Source organism: SAR324 cluster bacterium (genome assembly GCA_015232315.1).
Lineage (GTDB): Bacteria > SAR324 > SAR324 > SAR324 > NAC60-12 > JADFZZ01.
On sequence record JADFZZ010000009.1, the window covers coordinates 1 to 15,220 of the forward strand.

General features: G+C 46.3%; 13 protein-coding genes and 1 pseudogene. 3 read left to right on the plus strand and 11 right to left on the minus strand.

Annotation, left to right across the window (positions count from 1 at the left end; all coding sequences use genetic code 11):
• Positions 1–126 precede the first annotated feature (126 nt).
• A pseudogene (locus tag HQM11_08600) lies at positions 127–243 on the plus strand (DUF3820 family protein).
• 88 nt (positions 244–331) lie between these two features.
• Here the strand turns inward: HQM11_08600 and HQM11_08605 are convergent.
• From HQM11_08605 to HQM11_08650, 10 genes are all read right to left on the minus strand, one after another.
• Positions 332–1,006, minus strand: coding sequence for a ferredoxin (locus HQM11_08605; GenBank protein MBF0351080.1), 675 nt, complete (start codon positions 1,004–1,006; stop codon positions 332–334).
• A 24-nt stretch (positions 1,007–1,030) separates the two neighbouring features.
• Entirely contained in the window at positions 1,031–1,198 is a 168-nt protein-coding gene (locus HQM11_08610) for a hypothetical protein (GenBank protein MBF0351081.1), read from the minus strand.
• A 1-nt stretch (position 1,199) separates the two neighbouring features.
• Positions 1,200–1,781: an RnfABCDGE type electron transport complex subunit A gene (locus tag HQM11_08615; GenBank protein ID MBF0351082.1), complete on the minus strand. Its 582-nt coding sequence runs from the start codon at positions 1,779–1,781 to the stop codon at positions 1,200–1,202.
• An 85-nt stretch (positions 1,782–1,866) separates the two neighbouring features.
• Complete coding sequence (locus HQM11_08620; protein ID MBF0351083.1) at positions 1,867–2,541, minus strand: electron transport complex subunit E; 675 nt, start codon at positions 2,539–2,541, stop codon at positions 1,867–1,869.
• The gene (locus HQM11_08625) at positions 2,541–3,221 is read right to left on the minus strand and encodes an RnfABCDGE type electron transport complex subunit G (protein ID MBF0351084.1); all 681 of its coding nucleotides are present in this window, start codon (positions 3,219–3,221) and stop codon (positions 2,541–2,543) included. The genes HQM11_08620 and HQM11_08625 overlap by 1 nt, the downstream gene beginning before the upstream one ends.
• Positions 3,218–4,231 (minus strand): RnfABCDGE type electron transport complex subunit D, encoded by a 1,014-nt coding sequence (locus HQM11_08630; GenBank protein MBF0351085.1) that lies wholly within the window; start codon positions 4,229–4,231, stop codon positions 3,218–3,220. Before HQM11_08630 ends, HQM11_08625 begins: the two co-directional genes overlap by 4 nt.
• Positions 4,232–4,245: 14 nt before the next feature.
• Complete coding sequence (rsxC, locus tag HQM11_08635; GenBank protein MBF0351086.1) at positions 4,246–5,565, minus strand: electron transport complex subunit RsxC; 1,320 nt, start codon at positions 5,563–5,565, stop codon at positions 4,246–4,248.
• Positions 5,566–5,588: 23 nt separating this feature from the next.
• Positions 5,589–6,440: a ferredoxin-NADP reductase gene (locus HQM11_08640; GenBank protein MBF0351087.1), complete on the minus strand. Its 852-nt coding sequence runs from the start codon at positions 6,438–6,440 to the stop codon at positions 5,589–5,591.
• Between the two features lie 147 nt (positions 6,441–6,587).
• Positions 6,588–11,081 carry a 2-oxoacid:acceptor oxidoreductase family protein gene (locus HQM11_08645; protein ID MBF0351088.1) on the minus strand — a complete coding sequence of 1,498 codons (4,494 nt, stop codon included), beginning with the start codon at positions 11,079–11,081 and terminating at the stop codon, positions 6,588–6,590.
• 228 nt (positions 11,082–11,309) lie between these two features.
• Positions 11,310–12,149 carry an RnfABCDGE type electron transport complex subunit B gene (locus tag HQM11_08650; protein MBF0351089.1) on the minus strand — a complete coding sequence of 280 codons (840 nt, stop codon included), beginning with the start codon at positions 12,147–12,149 and terminating at the stop codon, positions 11,310–11,312.
• 270 nt (positions 12,150–12,419) lie between these two features.
• On the opposite strand from HQM11_08650, the gene HQM11_08655 reads away from it, so the two are divergent.
• Positions 12,420–13,769, plus strand: coding sequence for a TrpB-like pyridoxal phosphate-dependent enzyme (locus HQM11_08655; protein MBF0351090.1), 1,350 nt, complete (start codon positions 12,420–12,422; stop codon positions 13,767–13,769).
• 96 nt (positions 13,770–13,865) lie between these two features.
• Here the strand turns inward: HQM11_08655 and HQM11_08660 are convergent, their stop codons facing one another.
• The gene (locus tag HQM11_08660; protein ID MBF0351091.1) at positions 13,866–14,327 is read right to left on the minus strand and encodes a hypothetical protein; all 462 of its coding nucleotides are present in this window, start codon (positions 14,325–14,327) and stop codon (positions 13,866–13,868) included.
• A 178-nt stretch (positions 14,328–14,505) separates the two neighbouring features.
• On the opposite strand from HQM11_08660, the gene HQM11_08665 reads away from it, so the two are divergent.
• Positions 14,506–15,093 carry a hypothetical protein gene (locus tag HQM11_08665; GenBank protein ID MBF0351092.1) on the plus strand — a complete coding sequence of 196 codons (588 nt, stop codon included), beginning with the start codon at positions 14,506–14,508 and terminating at the stop codon, positions 15,091–15,093.
• Positions 15,094–15,220: the final 127 nt, after the last annotated feature.

Genomic DNA, 15,220 nt, shown 5'->3' on the forward strand with positions numbered 1-15,220 from the left:
GGCAGGGAGTGTGGCCTTGGCTTCGGTGACGGCCTTAAAAAAGAATCAGGAATATCCAACCTGGTTTAAGCATCATGTCCTTGAGTTTAAACTGGTTGCGTAAAATACACCTGCACAGGTGGAAATTATTTAGTCTGGTTTTCTCAAAAAGGATTTCCCCGGGGGGAATTGGGGGAGTTACTGGCATTAGCACTGGAAATAAAAATGAATGGTCTGGAACATCTGATAACGCCACTCAAATAACGGGCATCCTATAAAAATGACCATTGTAGAGCTTCAGCAGGAAGGAAATCCGCCATTCACGCTGTTGTTGAATGGCGGATGCAGAATATTACTGGAATTTTTTGGCGCGTTCAACCCATTTTGCCACGTCTTTCTCCTTAGGGTCTTGAGGATCTCCGGGATGGATGATCTGCGAAGGACATTTTTCAGCGGCTTTGACAATATCCCTGAAGGGGCCGCCCTTGGGATTTTTGACAAAAGCTTTTTTCTCGGCATTGTACGCAAAGATTCCCTTGTTGATGGTGGTACACTCATCACAAGATGTACACAAATTGCTTTCAATCCAGGCAACATCGCCGCCTCCTGCCGCAGGAGCACTTGCCGCGGGTGTTTCAGCAGACGATGAAGATGGCGCCGATCCGACTGGAGCCGATGCTGGCATTTGAAAAGCGGCCAGGTCCAAACCCTCTGTACTTCCGCCTGTAAGCTGAACCACCAGATTCTGGATTGCCTGTGCCACAGCCTTTTTCTTCAGTTCTCCAAACGTTGCTTCGATTTCATTCTCAATGCCTTTGAGTATACTGCCTTTATCTTCAAATAATTTCAGCAGATCCTTGAGCATGTTGTAAGTACTCAAGACTTCCTTGCGCATTGCGTTCTGGTCACCCGCACCATTGATCAGCATGGATTCCAGTTGTTCCAGTGTTTTTGGAACTTGTTTGAATAATGACTCAACTCTTGTTCTCCAGACTTCTTCAATCAATGTGGTGATTTTCTGTTCCATGTTTGTTTTCCCGAAAGGAATTTATTATTTTGAGTCGCAATGGTCCGCACTTACGCAACCACAGCACCCGTGTCCACATAAACTTTCATCTTCCTGAGTTCCATTCCATTTTCTGCCCAGTGACTGTACCCCCACCCAAAGAAACAGTAGTGCGGCAACACTCATGATTGCGATCAGATAATGAAACAGCATGCTAACCTCCCAAACCGGCAAACCCCATAAAAGACATGGAAAGAATGCCACCAACAATCAGTGTCAAGGCCGCGCCTTCCATGAGATTGGGCACCTTGGCAAGTTCCAGTTCTTCCCTCAAGCCGGACATGATGATCAAAGCCAGAGTGAAGCCCAATCCTCCGCCAAACGCAAAAACAAGTGATTGTATAAAATCATATTGTCGATTGGTCTGAAACAGTGCCACGGCCAAAATAGCGCAGTTTGTTGTGATCAAGGGCAGAAAAATTCCCAGAGATCGAAATAACGCCGGACTGGTTTTTTTAATGAACATTTCCACCAGTTGAACTGTTGCCGCAATCACTACGATGTAAGCGATCAGTTGCAGATATTGTGCTTGAAACGCATCCAGTATGCTATTGATGGCATAGGCACATGCCGAACTCACCAGCATCACAAAGGTAACAGCGACCCCCATCCTCGACGCTGTACTGACTTTTCCGGAAACGCCCAGGAACGGGCATATTCCTAGAAAGTAGCTCAACACAAAATTGTTGATGATGACCGCATTGATAAAAATGGTACTTAAGGAATCATTATTCATAATAGATTACAGCTAAGTGTCATTGGCAATTGCTCATTATTTGAGCCACTTTACACGTAATTGATCGTCTTCATCCAGTGTTTGACTAGCCTGCCACACGGGCTGTTTTTGCTACAGCAGGTTGCGTTTTTGTTGCTTTATACCAGCGGTTGATCCGGTTATAAATCATCAAGAGAATTCCCAACGCAAAAAATCCGCCGCCCGGGAGAATCATGACAATCCATGGTTGATAATTGGGGCCAAACAAGGGAATTCCGGCAAAAGAACCATTACCGATCACTTCCCGAAAAGATCCCATGCAGGTGATCGCAAAAACAAATCCCGCACCGGTTCCTGTGGAGGCAATGATGGATGGAATCACTTTGTTTTTGGACGCAAACGATTCCGCCTGCCCCAGGATGATGCAATTCACCACGATCAGGGAGATGAAAGCGCCGAGGCTCTTGTGGATATCCAGACTGATGGCCTGGATGATGTATTCAGCAACTGTGACAAACGTCGCGATGATCAGGATATAGGTGGCGATGCGCACTTGTTTGGGAATAAAATTTCTCAATGCTGACACCAGTGCGCTGGACATCACCAGAACAAACATGGTTGCAAGGCCCATTGAAACAGCGTTGATCACTGAATTCGATACAGCCAGAGTTGGACACATTCCCAATAACTGGACAAACACAGGGTTTTCCTTCCATAAGCCTTTAATAAACAGATCTGCTGATCTGGTTTCGTTCGTTGAACTCATTGAATGGCCTGCCATTATTTTTCTCCGCGCAAACGAGTCAGATTTTTATTGATCAGTGGCACCATTTGCTGGGTGCTTTGATTCATGAGTTTTCCAATTGCCTTGGATGAAATGGTTGCTCCTGTGATGCCATCAATCTGCCATGGATGCGTTTTAGCACCTTGTTTGACCGTGACCACCTCATTCAACAATCCATCCAGAGTATCATTCAGTGAGACATCCAGTTTTTCAAAATTTGCCCGGAAGTTTTCTTCTTTCTCAATTTTATCGCCTAATCCCGGAGTTTCCTTGCTTTCCAATACTTTCATCCCTACAACCGCCTGTTGGTCTGGTGAATAGCCATACAACACTTTGATCTTGTCGGCATATCCCTGACCACTCGCCTCAATGGCTATGCCAGTCAAATTGTTTTCATTGTCATAGCCGGCAAACAGCATGAGTCCTTTGTCTGATGGTTCCTTGACCGGAATCACGGCATCGCCTTCCACCATAAAGTTGGAAACTTTAGTCGTGTGGGGAACCACTTCAAAAATTGCTTTTTGAAGGGCTATTGCTTTGTTCTTTTTGATGGTGGGCAACGTGATTTGAAAGGCCATCACTATCAATAATCCTGATATCATCGCAATTCCAGCCAAAGCCCGGATCATTGGGATTGAACTTGGTGTGTCAGTTTTTTCCTGGATTGTCGCAGTCATACGTTTTTGGTTCCATACACACGGGTTCTGGCCACACGATCCAGTAAAGGAAAAACCGCGTTGCCTAAAATAATCGCATATTGCACTCCTTCCGGAAGACCGCCCCAGAATCGAATGATGACGATCAATACACCTATCAGAATGGCATAGAGCCAAACACCGATGGGGGTGAGGGGAGAAGAAACCATATCTGTTGCCATAAAGATCGCGCCAAGCATGAGTCCACCTGACATCAACATAAAGAACGGATATGGATATCGCACGCTGTCATAAGAATAAAAAATGGTGCTCATGATAAACACGGACAACAAAATTCCGGTTGGAATCCGCCAGTCTAACATTTTTCTAACACCAAGATACACGCCACAGGCCAACAGAAGAAGTGGTGAAACCTCGCCGATGGAACTGTGTGTGCTCCCCAGAAACAGCGGCATGAAGTCTGTGAATATGTTTTCAAATTTCATCATTCCCAGCGGTGTCGCACCTGTCACGGCATCAACGACAACGGGTTTCATGAACGGCGCTGTGAGCGTGGTTGGCAGAAAACTGGTGAACCGTCCATCAGCCCAGGCGTTATTCCAGGTTGCGATCGAAACAGGAAAGGTCGCCTGTAAAAAGATCCGGCCTACGAGTGCTGGATTGAAGGGATTCGAACCCAAGCCACCAAAGGCCCATTTTCCAGCGGACATGGCTACAAAACTTCCAACCACGGCCATCCATAGTGGAAAACCCGGAGGAAGTGTCAGACCCAGCAATAAACCAGTGATGGTAGCGGAATAATCTTTGACAGGAGAAGGTTCATCCTTGTCTTTGGAAATAAGTCTCCAGAACATCTGTTCAAACAGCACACAACTGATTGTTGTGGTCAACACCACGGTCAGTGCGCTCAAACCATATTTGGCGACAGCAAACAGCACAATAGGAACCAGTGCGTAGACCACGTTGAGCATGATCTGCTCCACCGTGACACCCCGTTCCACATGTGGAGCTGTGCTTAAATCCAGATCCAGATATTTGCTTTTAATCAATTTGACCTCGCTCGATTAACTTTTTTGGCAACACGGAATAAATGCACCAGCGGAATATGGGAAGGACACACATAGGAACAACTGCCGCATTCGAAGCAATCGCCGAGATTGAATTCGGCCGCCATGTCCTCGTAGCGTTCTTTTTGGGCCAGTCTTCCCAGTTTTGATGGATTCAGATGAATCGGACATGCCCGCACACATTCTCCGCACTGAATACAAGGTTGGACGCGATGCCCAAGTTGCCTCATCTCTCGTTCAGACAAAACAATAATCCCTGTGATACCTTTGGTCACAGGCGTTTCCAGAAAAGCCACACCTTTACCCATCATGGGACCACCCAATACGACTTGTCGAGCCTTGTCGTTGAAACCGACTTCATCCAGCATAAAATTCAAGGGGGTTCCAATGGGGATAAGGTAATTTCCCGGGCGATCAATGCCTTCGCCAGCAAGAGTGATGACCCGTTCAATCACACCGCGTCCTTTGGGAAGCAATCTGCCAATTTCCGCGACAGTGGTCACATTGGAAATGATCAGTCCAATATCAGCCGGTAAACCTCGCGTTGGAATATCCATACCAAACAAGGCACGGGTTATCATTTTTTCAGCACCCTGTGGGTATTTAGTCTGAAGCGTTTCTACAGAAAATTTGGGATCATTGCCGATGGCTTTTTTTAATGTTTCGACAGCATCCATTTTGTTGGATTCCACCGCAATCACGATTTTCTCAACACCGGTGGCTTTGGCGATCAACCGTGAACCTGTTACGACATCCTGTGCCTGTTCCAGCATCACCCTGTGATCCGCCGTCATATAAGGTTCACACTCACAGCCATTGAGAACAAGGGTGTGAACTTTTTTTCCTGAGGGCGGACTGTATTTAACGTGGGTATGAAACGCCGCGCCACCCAGGCCGACCATACCGATTTCCTGAATTCCCTGAATGATTTGGGCAGGAGTCAGTGAATCCACATCGACGGGCGTTTCCACCTGAATGGATTGATCAGAACCGGGATAGGGCTGAAGGATGATGGCTGGAGCCATAACTCCATCCATATTGAGCGATTCACCGATCCGGGTCACAACGCCTGTTGTCGGGGCATGAACCGGGACAGACATCATACCCTGGACTTCAGCGATTTTTTGTCCACGCAATACTTCCTGACCTTCACGGACGATGGGGCGGGATGCCTTGCCAATATTGGGAGCGAGCAACATGACCAGATTCGGCGGAAAAGGAAAACGCTGAATAGGCAGGGTTGCTGTGTGTTTGGCTTCCGGGGGATGAATCCCGTGACTGAATGTTCTGAATACCATTTGATTCGTACCGATGGATGTTTTTAGTAAAGCAGTTCAACCCAGCGTCCGCCTGCAACCAGTTCGGCTTTGCGGGATTCCCATTTTTCCTCAGAACCTGCGACTTTGGCAAAGGCCTGATCAATGGCCTCCTTCATTTTTTTGAGTCCTGCCATATAAACAAGGGTGTTGGCATGGGTGATCATGCCCCAGATTTCTTTGCTGTTCTGTTCAAAGGCCTGTTCAAAATTGACCGGTTCTCCCAGAAATGGCCTGGGACTGACAGCCTGGAAAGCCTTGAATGTCTTTTCGTCATAATAATTGACAAAGTCATCCTTCTGGTTATTCATATACATCAATTCCATGCCTGTTTTTCCACCATAATACAGCCTTACTTTGCCTTTCCAGCCACCATGTTGTTTGTAAATATTCTGAATCAAACCTCGGAAGGGCGCAATGCCTGTTCCCTGTGCAATTAACAGCAAATTTGAGGCTTTATCTTCAGGAATCTTAAACGGACCGGGGAATGGACCAACAATCATGATTTTGTCTTCCAGTTTGGAATCACACAGATAGTTAGAGGCGACGCCCTTGTATTGTTCGCCATTGAATTCATCCACATACGTACAACGTTTGACACACATGTCAATGAGCGTTTTCCCGTTTTTCTTTTCTATTCCCGCAACACCGTAGAGTCTGAAATGGTATGGATTTCCAAACTCGTGAGGACCTGGAACAAGAACTCCAAAATTTGCGCCTGCGTCGAAAGCAGAATCTTCTCCTGGAATTTCAAGGATAAGATTTCTGGCTTCCTCGCCATTTTTTGCGGTTGCGATCACTTCATTTTTTTTGATGACCCCGGTAATGGTTTTGCTGATGTCATAGTTTTCGATCATGTTCAACTCCTGCCGTTTGATAAGAGATATGATAAATTCAATTTCCAAATCTGCATTCTGTAGAGGCACACCGGTTATAGGCCATTGATGCATAATTGCCCATCATCCCTGGAGACGCACGATCATGCGTCTCTACCCCGATATGAATCAGTTGGAATCAATGTTGGACAATTGCACCAGTTTTTGTGCCAGTTGAGCGATCATTTTAGTTCGGACATTATTCGCAATGTCATCCTCACTAACCTGCTTCACATCCACTCCCGCGATATTCTTGATGGCACGCCAGTAACTGAGTCGATCCTCTGTGGATTTAACAATCGGATCAGCCACAATGACTCGTGACAAATGACCTTTTTTATTGGTGGCCCAGATGAATGGAAACTTACCGTCCCGTGCGTCTTCATCCAGTTCAATGAACTGTGCAATCGGAATCATTTTCTCATCATTCCATGTGTCACGAGGAGCTTCACGATAATGCTTGCGGAATCGGGCTTCGGTTGCCGCAAAGTCAGCAAAGGTCATTTCGACCTCCATCGTCGCCTGTTCGCCATTTTCATTGCTGTATTTCAGGGTGTATGTCGGCCAGTTCTTATCCATGTCCGGATTGCCATCGAGATTCAGGCACTCACTCGGAGTTGTGCCTTTGTCCGGATTATAGCGGATCATTGGATATGCGCGTGATTCAAGGGCCAGTTTGGCCTGATGGGTGGCCATGTCATCTCCGATTCCATGCTCTGGCTGACAACTGGTGTAAATATTGAAAAGGGCAGGACGGTGACTCATCAATCCTTCAATAAACCCTTCCAGCAGATGGGATGTCGATGCCAGGCTGCTTTGGAGCACATACGAAGTACGATGAGCAATGCCGATAAAGCTCATTTCCTTGCGGATTTCCTCTTTTCCTTTCATGACCTTGCCATAATGTGCCATGTCGGAAATCTGTCCGGTGAATCCTGACGTACACGCCTGACCGCCTGTGTTTGAATAAACCTGAGTATCCAGCACGACTACCTTGATCGGCATTCCGGACATCATCATTCGGGATAGATTCTGGAATCCAATGTCATACATAGCGCCATCACCACCGACTGCTACAACGGGAGGACACAGCAGAAATTCTTCTTCTGTGAAATTTTTCCAGGTAAAATATGTCATATCGACAGACTCAGCTTTTCCGGAAAGCTCATTTTCGGCTTCACGGACAAATCTGAACCCTTCTGCCATGCGTTGCATGTGTCCTTCAAACAGACCCATCGCCACAGAGGGACTATCCTGGAACAAATGATTGGTCCAGGGAAATGGATAAGGGTTGATCGGATAGGTACTTCCCCACACAGAGGAGCATCCGGTGGAATTGACAATTCCCATACTGGCCCGACCGTTTCCGGTGATCCCTCGCATGTATTGCCATTTTAGTTTTTTCAGTCCGGCAATGATTCCTGAAACATTGGACAACCATTCTGTATCAAGTGGCTGTCGGTCTGAATCAAGCTGACTTGCCAGGTCGGCCAGTGTCATATCGTGGTTATCAAATTTATGCACAACCTGTTGCAGAAGATCGGTGTTGGTGATGTTCACCGTCAGTTTGGCTTTGACATGCTGTTCCAGCCGAACAATCAGATCATCAATTTTAAGCAGTTGTTTCTGAACACGTGGTTGCATCAAGGCGGTTACCGCGGCAGTGAACATGTGAAGTACCGTTTTTTCAGCACATCCCAAACATGCTCCATCTCCCCCGACCATCACATTATACATTTGTTTGTCGAGCAACAGTGTTTCCAGGGCACCAATCCCTTCTTCCAGATTATCAATCCTGATAAATTTCTCCGGGGTATTGGGCAGATCCAGCCAGAAATCCCATTTCCGTTGCATTTTCGCAACTGCGTCTTCAGTTTGTGGAATCGCTTTCAAGGCTTCATCACCACAAACTTTCACACATTCCATACAACCTTTGCAAGTGTAGGGATTGACTGTAATCGAAAGCAAGCCACCTGAACCTTTTTCTTTCTTTTCCTTGAGTCCGAAAAATGGACGAGTGACAGAAAATTGAAATTCCTCCAGTTCCTTGCGCAACTCATTGAATTCCACTTCAAGTTCCTGTTTTTCTTTGGCTTCTCCGGCAAAGGATGTCAGTGTATTCGAAATCGCCCGTTCCACATGCAGTTTGACAGAATCTTTGTCAGTTCCCTGATCAATCAATTGTCTCAGAACCTTTTCACTGGAACGTACAGCCTTACGCAGATGCTTGAGTTCTACACCACGTTTCTCGAGGCGTTTGATACCAGTCTGGAAAATTTCTCCCAGATCACTCACCAGTCCGGGAATTGCGGAGTCAGGACACGCCACCCAGCAGTTACCGCAGGCGGTGCAGTTTTCAGCAATCCATTCGGGATATTCGAAACGGATATTTGTCATGTCCTTGAACACGCCGGTGGACGCTGGAATCAGTCCTGTGCTTGAAAACGGATCGGCCAGAATGTTGTTGCCTTCGCCAACTTTGTAAAAATAACCGATTTGCTCCCAGAACCGATGAATATCGGTGGTGTGGGTGTCATTGATCGGCATTTTCTTGAGCATGAAGGGCAAGACATCTTGCTTGACAGCATCGCTTCCCAACGTTTTATTGGTGATTTCATGGGTTGCAGCATAACCACGCTGAACCACTCTCAGGTTATCATCAACGATCCTTCGACCTTTGGAACCGAATTTGTGTTCCAATTGATGTTCAATTGTTTTGAACAATTCTTCCTCGGATAATTTGGCAGCAGATTTAACCGAGGATGTCGCAAAAAAGGAGCCCTGGAATGCGATCCCTTGCATTCTGTATTGTAATTCAGGATCGGAGGCTTCTGATTTGGCAATGGCAAACGCGTCAATATAGAAAATCCGGTAATTCTTTTTAATGATGATTTCCTGGTATTTTCTTGGAATGGACTTCCATACCTTGTCCTGATCTTCAAGATCGCTCTGAATGATGAACACGCCGCCTTCCTTGAGTCCGGCCAACGGATTGGAATGTTTGAACACATTGGGATCCGGAGACAGTACAACATCCACGAAAAAATATTCGCAGTTGATTCGGATGGGCTCGGGAGCCACAGCCAGATAATAGGTGGTGGGTTGTCCTTTCTTTTCAGAGCCATATTTGGGATTGGATTTGATGTAATAACCCAGAATATCCGCAAGCGTCATGGTGAGGCTTTTTCCTGTCGCCATCGCACCCCAACCACCGATTGAGTGAAGCCGGATGGTGATGCAGTCTTTGGGCATGAGGTTTGGATTTTCACTTCCCTGAACCACTAAATCTTTAAGGTTTGGATAGTTCTCAAGCAATTGTTGCTGGTAAACTTCCTGTTTAGGCGTCATGGCCTGATCTCTGACAAAATCAATCGAGAGATAGAACAGTTTTTTGTGTTTGCCCTCTGGCAACATGTTTTCAATCGCGCCGATCAATCCTTCAGGTTGCAGGTCACGGCTTCCCAGTCCATAGGAACAGGAAAACAGAGGTGGCAAATCTTCCAGTTTGGAATAGACCTCATAGTTTGGATAGGGGATCTCTTTTTTGGACCGGCCATTTTCCAGAGATTTGTTCATGGCACTTCGAATCTCACGAATCAACGGCAGGTCTTCGGCCAAAGGCTGGTCTGTACGTTCCATCACGACCACACCTTTTTTGCCTTTGAGCAGTTTGGTGATATATTTTCCGGGGAATGGACGATACATGGTGACGTTCATTACGCCAACCTTGATTCCGCGTGTTTTTCTCAAATAATCCGCAACTTCTTCCGCACTGGGAACCACACTTCCCATGCCCACATAAACATAGTCGGCGTCTTCAATTTTATAAGTTTCTATCAGTCCGTAAGGCCGACCGGTCAGTTCAGAAAATTCTTTCATGGCCTGAATGGACAGTTCTTCAATATGATCAAAAAAGAAAGGTCGTTGTGACGCCGTGGTCTGCATGTAGGAATCCTGGTTCTGAACAGGACCTGAAAGCACAGGATTGTCCACGCTCCAGAGTTCAGGAATTCGACGACGTTTGGGCCCATACAACATCCGTTGCGCTGGTGTTGGCGTGTCAATGATGTCATCTGGCCGACCAAGGTATTCGGCGATCAATTCCCGTTCCGGAACATTCAGGGATTCAATCAGGTGTGTTGTCAAAAACCCGTCCTGTCCGATAATTCCCGGTGTCAGCGCCAACTCAGCGATGCGATGGCAGATGATGTTCAGATCCGCGGCCTGTTGTACGTTTTTTGCCATGAGTTGAAAAAATCCTGTATCATCGACAGCATGATAATCATCATGAGCCGCATGCACGTTCAGTGAGGCTTTGGTGATTGCCCTGCATCCCATATTCAATACATAGGTCAATCGTTTACCAACAGCGCCATACAAGGACTCATGCATGTAAACAATACCCTGCCCTGAAGAAAAATTGGTAGCCCGCATTCCCGTCATGGACAAGCCTGCTGTCACCGCCGCGGCAGCATGTTCGCCTTCCGGTTCAATGAATATTAACGGTTTGTCTGAAATGTTGAGATGTCCGTTGGCCGCTTCCACGGCCCAGTATTCTCCCATCTGGGTGGAAGGTGTAATGGGGTAGGCTCCAGCGCCATCACTGGACTCTCGTTCACACATGATCACTGCGGTGTTTCCATCTAACGCAGTGGGTATTCCTGGATACTTGAATGTTTTTTCAGACTTCACATGACCTCAATGGATGATGGGTTGATCAACAGCAGGATGTTTTCCAGAACTGAGGATAAAATTAATATTCCCAAAGATGGGAACATGCACTTCATCGTGATTGACTCTTTTTGTTCCATATAAAGCCAAAAAGAAAAAATCAACGGTCTCTATAAAAAATTAGTGCTGAACAGGTAATGCTGATTTACGAATAATTTTTTTGGCTTTAGGCCCTTTCACAGCCTGATCCGGTTTGTTGAACCAGACAATGGCTCCGGTCGGGCAGCGGTCAATCGCTTTTTGAGTGGCTTTCCGGTTCAGGTCATAATTGATGACAGCCAGATTGTTTTTAATCTGAATCACGCCTTCGTCAGCGTCCAGCGCACAACGTCCACAAGCGGTGCAGGACACTTCACATTCGTTTTCGGCATCATCGCCGAAAGCCAGACTTTTGCAGGCCACCCAAAGTTTATGATCCACGGGATGGAGTGAAAACAGATCTTTGGGGCAAATTTCAACACAATCATTACAGGCTACACATTTTGCTGAATCAACGACCGGTATATTGAATTCATTCATGGTGATGGCATCAAAGTCACAAACTCTGGCACAATCACCCAATCCCAGACAGCCCCAGGCACAGCCTTTTCCACCACCGGCGACCAGATTTGCCGCATGACAGGTCTGCATCCCCTGATAATGAGATCGTTGCCGTGCAACGTTTACACCACCGGCACAGGCCAGTCTTGCCACGATTTTCGGGCCGCCACCGGCATCGACTCCCAGAAAACCAGCGATCATGTCTATTTTGTCAGGGGTGTTGACAGTGCATTTTCCAGGTGTTGTGGCTCCTGAAACCACTAATTCCGCAAACGCACGACATCCCGGCGATCCACAGGCTCCGCAATTTGCCTGGGGAAGCATATCATTCACCTGCTCAATGCGTGGGTCTTCATACACATAAAGTTTACGGTTCGCGAATACCAGCACAAAGGACAGTGTCAGGCCAAGTCCAGCCATTAAACCTGCGGCGATTCCTATTGATGAAATATCCATAATCGACTGCTCCTCTCGGGGGAATGGACAAAACGATGAGTAACCTTTTTGGGGTATATAACGGGTTTGAAATGCCAGCACAAGGGGTTAAAAAAAATATTTTTTTTAAGGAGTCACCTCTTTGTTTCATAGAGGTTTATTTCGATTTGCATATTTTTTAATAAAAAAAGAACATTCAGCGTTTTGTAAACATGAATGATTCCTGCTTCGAACTCTTCCTCAGAAAGGCTGACTATGAGTACATACAAGATTCTGTTACCCGAAAATGAAATCCCTACCCATTGGTATAATGTTGTCGCCGATATGCCCAATCCACCGACACCGCCGCTGGGGCCAGACGGGAAACCTATCGGACCGGAAGCGTTAACACCGATCTTCCCCATGGCTTTGATTGAACAGGAAGTTTCCGGTGAACGGTGGATTCCTATTCCTGAAGAAGTCAGGGAAATTTACAAATTATGGCGCCCAAGTCCGCTGTGTCGTGCCAGAAGACTTGAAGAAGCTTTGGGCACTCCAGCTAAAATTTACTACAAATATGAGGGCGTGAGTCCAGCAGGATCTCACAAACCAAACAGTGCGGTGCCCCAGGCCTATTACAACAAACAGGCGGGAATCAAACGGTTGACCACGGAAACCGGTGCCGGACAATGGGGATCCTCCATCGCCATGGCAGGGCAGATGTTTGGTCTGGAAGTGTTTGTCTACATGGTCAGGGTGAGTTTTGAACAGAAACCTTATCGCCGGGCAATGATGGAAACATGGGGTGCCAATGTTCTGCCAAGTCCGAGCAACCAGACTGAGGCTGGTAGAAAAATTCTGGCAGAAGATCCAGATTGTCCCGGTTCTCTGGGGATTGCGATTTCTGAAGCGGTTGAAGACGCGGCATCCCGCAGTGATTCAAATTACACACTGGGTTCCGTATTGAATCATGTATTGATCCATCAGACAGTCATTGGTCTGGAAGCAAAAAAACAATTTGCCATAGCTGGTGATTATCCGGATATGATTTTTGCGCCATGCGGTGGTGGTTCCAATTTTGCGGGAGTCGCTTTTCCTTTTCTTGCGGACAAGGCATCTGGAAAACAAATCCGTCTGGTTGCGGTGGAACCAACGTCATGCCCAACCTTGACCAAAGGCCAATATACCTATGATTTCGGGGATACGGCAGGAATGACGCCCTTGATGAAAATGTACACCTTGGGACATGATTTTGTTCCACCAGCCATTCATGCTGGCGGTTTGCGCTATCATGGGGATTCCCCGCTGGTTTCACAGTTGTATCATGAAGGTCTCATTGAGGCCGTGGCGGTCCCGAATGTGGCAACCTTTGAAGCCGGTGTTCGTTTTGCCCGTGCCGAAGGAATCATTCCCGCACCGGAATCCTGTCATGCGGTTCGGGCTGTGCTGGATGAGGCTTTGCGCTGCAAGGAAACAGGCGAACCCAAAACCCTGTTTTTCAACCTGTCCGGTCATGGTCATTTTGATATGATGGCCTATGACAAATATTTCAAGGGAGAACTGGAAGATTACGATTATCCGGAAGAAGCCATCAACAAGGCCATTGCCCGACTTCCCAAGTTCTGACACGACACGTCCTCAATACGGTCGCACCTCAAGGCTGGTTTCAGTTTTGAGGTGTACGCACCTGCTCAACGTACGGAGCCAAACCGCAAAGTTCTGTTATTTTTTCTTTTTAGCGGCCCTCAGTTTTTCATCTTCCATCAGAACCAGAACGTGTCGTATCAATTCCAGAGAAGAAAATTCTTTATCCACAAGGTAGGGGTATTTATCCACAAAGATCCTGGCGATTTTATCCAGCATCCCATCTTCCTGCAACGGGCTTTTGATATATTTCGCAAGGATCAAGGCTTCATGAATCAAGGCTTCTGAGGACTCAAACTTGTAATTTTTCATTTGCGGAAACATTTCAATAAAATAGGCTTTGACCTGTTCCAGCAAATTTTCCAGCATCGGCAAACGTTCGTTGGATTTCAAGGAGTTGACCACATTCACCAAAGCACCACGTTCAAAATGGAGTTCTATGCCATCTTTCAGTTTTATCAGACTGTATTCGCCCTGTTCATAAACCTTGGGGCCATGATTTTTCAGGATTTCAAGAATTTTCCATTGATCTGTATCCATGCTTTAAACTCAAAACAGGTTATTAAAAGGAATTGTTGATATTTCAGGTTTGCACTCTTGAAAAAACGGGTTCAACTTATCGGGTTGCCTGAACTTGACAAGGAAAAATTTTAATAATGAACGTTCACTTCTGAAGTTTAGTCTTTCCATCCGAAATCTTTATTCTGAGGAAACCATCATGATGCGATATTTTTTTGATGTAGACGGGGTTGTTCTCGATTTTGAAAGCCGTTACATTCAGGCGCTGAAACAATATTTCAATTTGAATCTCCCTGATAATTATCAACCCCAATGCTGGTATTTTTCTGATATTTTGAAGGAAGAACAAGTGCTGGAAGGTTGGGAAAAATTTATTTCCAGTGAGGAGTTCGGAGCCTTGTCTCCTCTGGTGGAGGTGGACAGGTTCAATCGTGTTTTTGGTGGTTTGCCAGTTCATTTCATCACGAACATTCCACCCCAATATCTCAAAGCAAGGGAAACAAACCTGCTCAAGGCGGGTTTCCAGTTTCATTCTGTCCATTGCGGGGGATTTCTATCCTTCGACCATGGACCTCCCCGAAAAAAGGCGGATATCATCAAAGAGTTGCTGAATCCTGAAGAAACCGTTTTTTTCATGGATGATCATCCAGACAATTGTGTGAATGTTCATGAAATGTTTCCTGATGCTGAAATCTGGCTGATCACCCGTTCGTTCAATACATCATTTTCACACCCTGCCATAAAACGGGCCGATCACTGGGATCATATTTTTGATCGATTTGTCTAAGTCCCTGTGCAATTCACGCTGAGAATGTCACAGCGTTTGCATTTCTTTTTCTGAACGATTTTTGCCCCATGATCAGATCAGTAGAGACGGGTTTGAAACCAGTCTCTACAAAATACACAGGCCACCA

Bases quoted from the DNA above. Each gene is read 5' to 3' on its own strand.
- HQM11_08605 (MBF0351080.1), bottom strand. From the start codon at position 1,006: ATGGAACAGAAAATCACCACATTGATTGAAGAAGTCTGGAGAACAAGA.
- HQM11_08610 (MBF0351081.1), bottom strand. From the start codon at position 1,198: ATGCTGTTTCATTATCTGATCGCAATCATGAGTGTTGCCGCACTACTG.
- HQM11_08615 (MBF0351082.1), bottom strand. From the start codon at position 1,781: ATGAATAATGATTCCTTAAGTACCATTTTTATCAATGCGGTCATCATC.
- HQM11_08620 (MBF0351083.1), bottom strand. From the start codon at position 2,541: ATGGCAGGCCATTCAATGAGTTCAACGAACGAAACCAGATCAGCAGAT.
- HQM11_08625 (MBF0351084.1), bottom strand. From the start codon at position 3,221: ATGACTGCGACAATCCAGGAAAAAACTGACACACCAAGTTCAATCCCA.
- rsxC (MBF0351086.1), bottom strand. From the start codon at position 5,565: ATGGTATTCAGAACATTCAGTCACGGGATTCATCCCCCGGAAGCCAAA.
- HQM11_08640 (MBF0351087.1), bottom strand. From the start codon at position 6,440: ATGATCGAAAACTATGACATCAGCAAAACCATTACCGGGGTCATCAAA.
- HQM11_08645 (MBF0351088.1), bottom strand. From the start codon at position 11,081: ATGTGTGAACGAGAGTCCAGTGATGGCGCTGGAGCCTACCCCATTACA.
- HQM11_08650 (MBF0351089.1), bottom strand. From the start codon at position 12,149: ATGGCTGGACTTGGCCTGACACTGTCCTTTGTGCTGGTATTCGCGAAC.
- HQM11_08655 (MBF0351090.1), top strand. From the start codon at position 12,420: ATGAGTACATACAAGATTCTGTTACCCGAAAATGAAATCCCTACCCAT.
- HQM11_08660 (MBF0351091.1), bottom strand. From the start codon at position 14,327: ATGGATACAGATCAATGGAAAATTCTTGAAATCCTGAAAAATCATGGC.
- HQM11_08665 (MBF0351092.1), top strand. From the start codon at position 14,506: ATGATGCGATATTTTTTTGATGTAGACGGGGTTGTTCTCGATTTTGAA.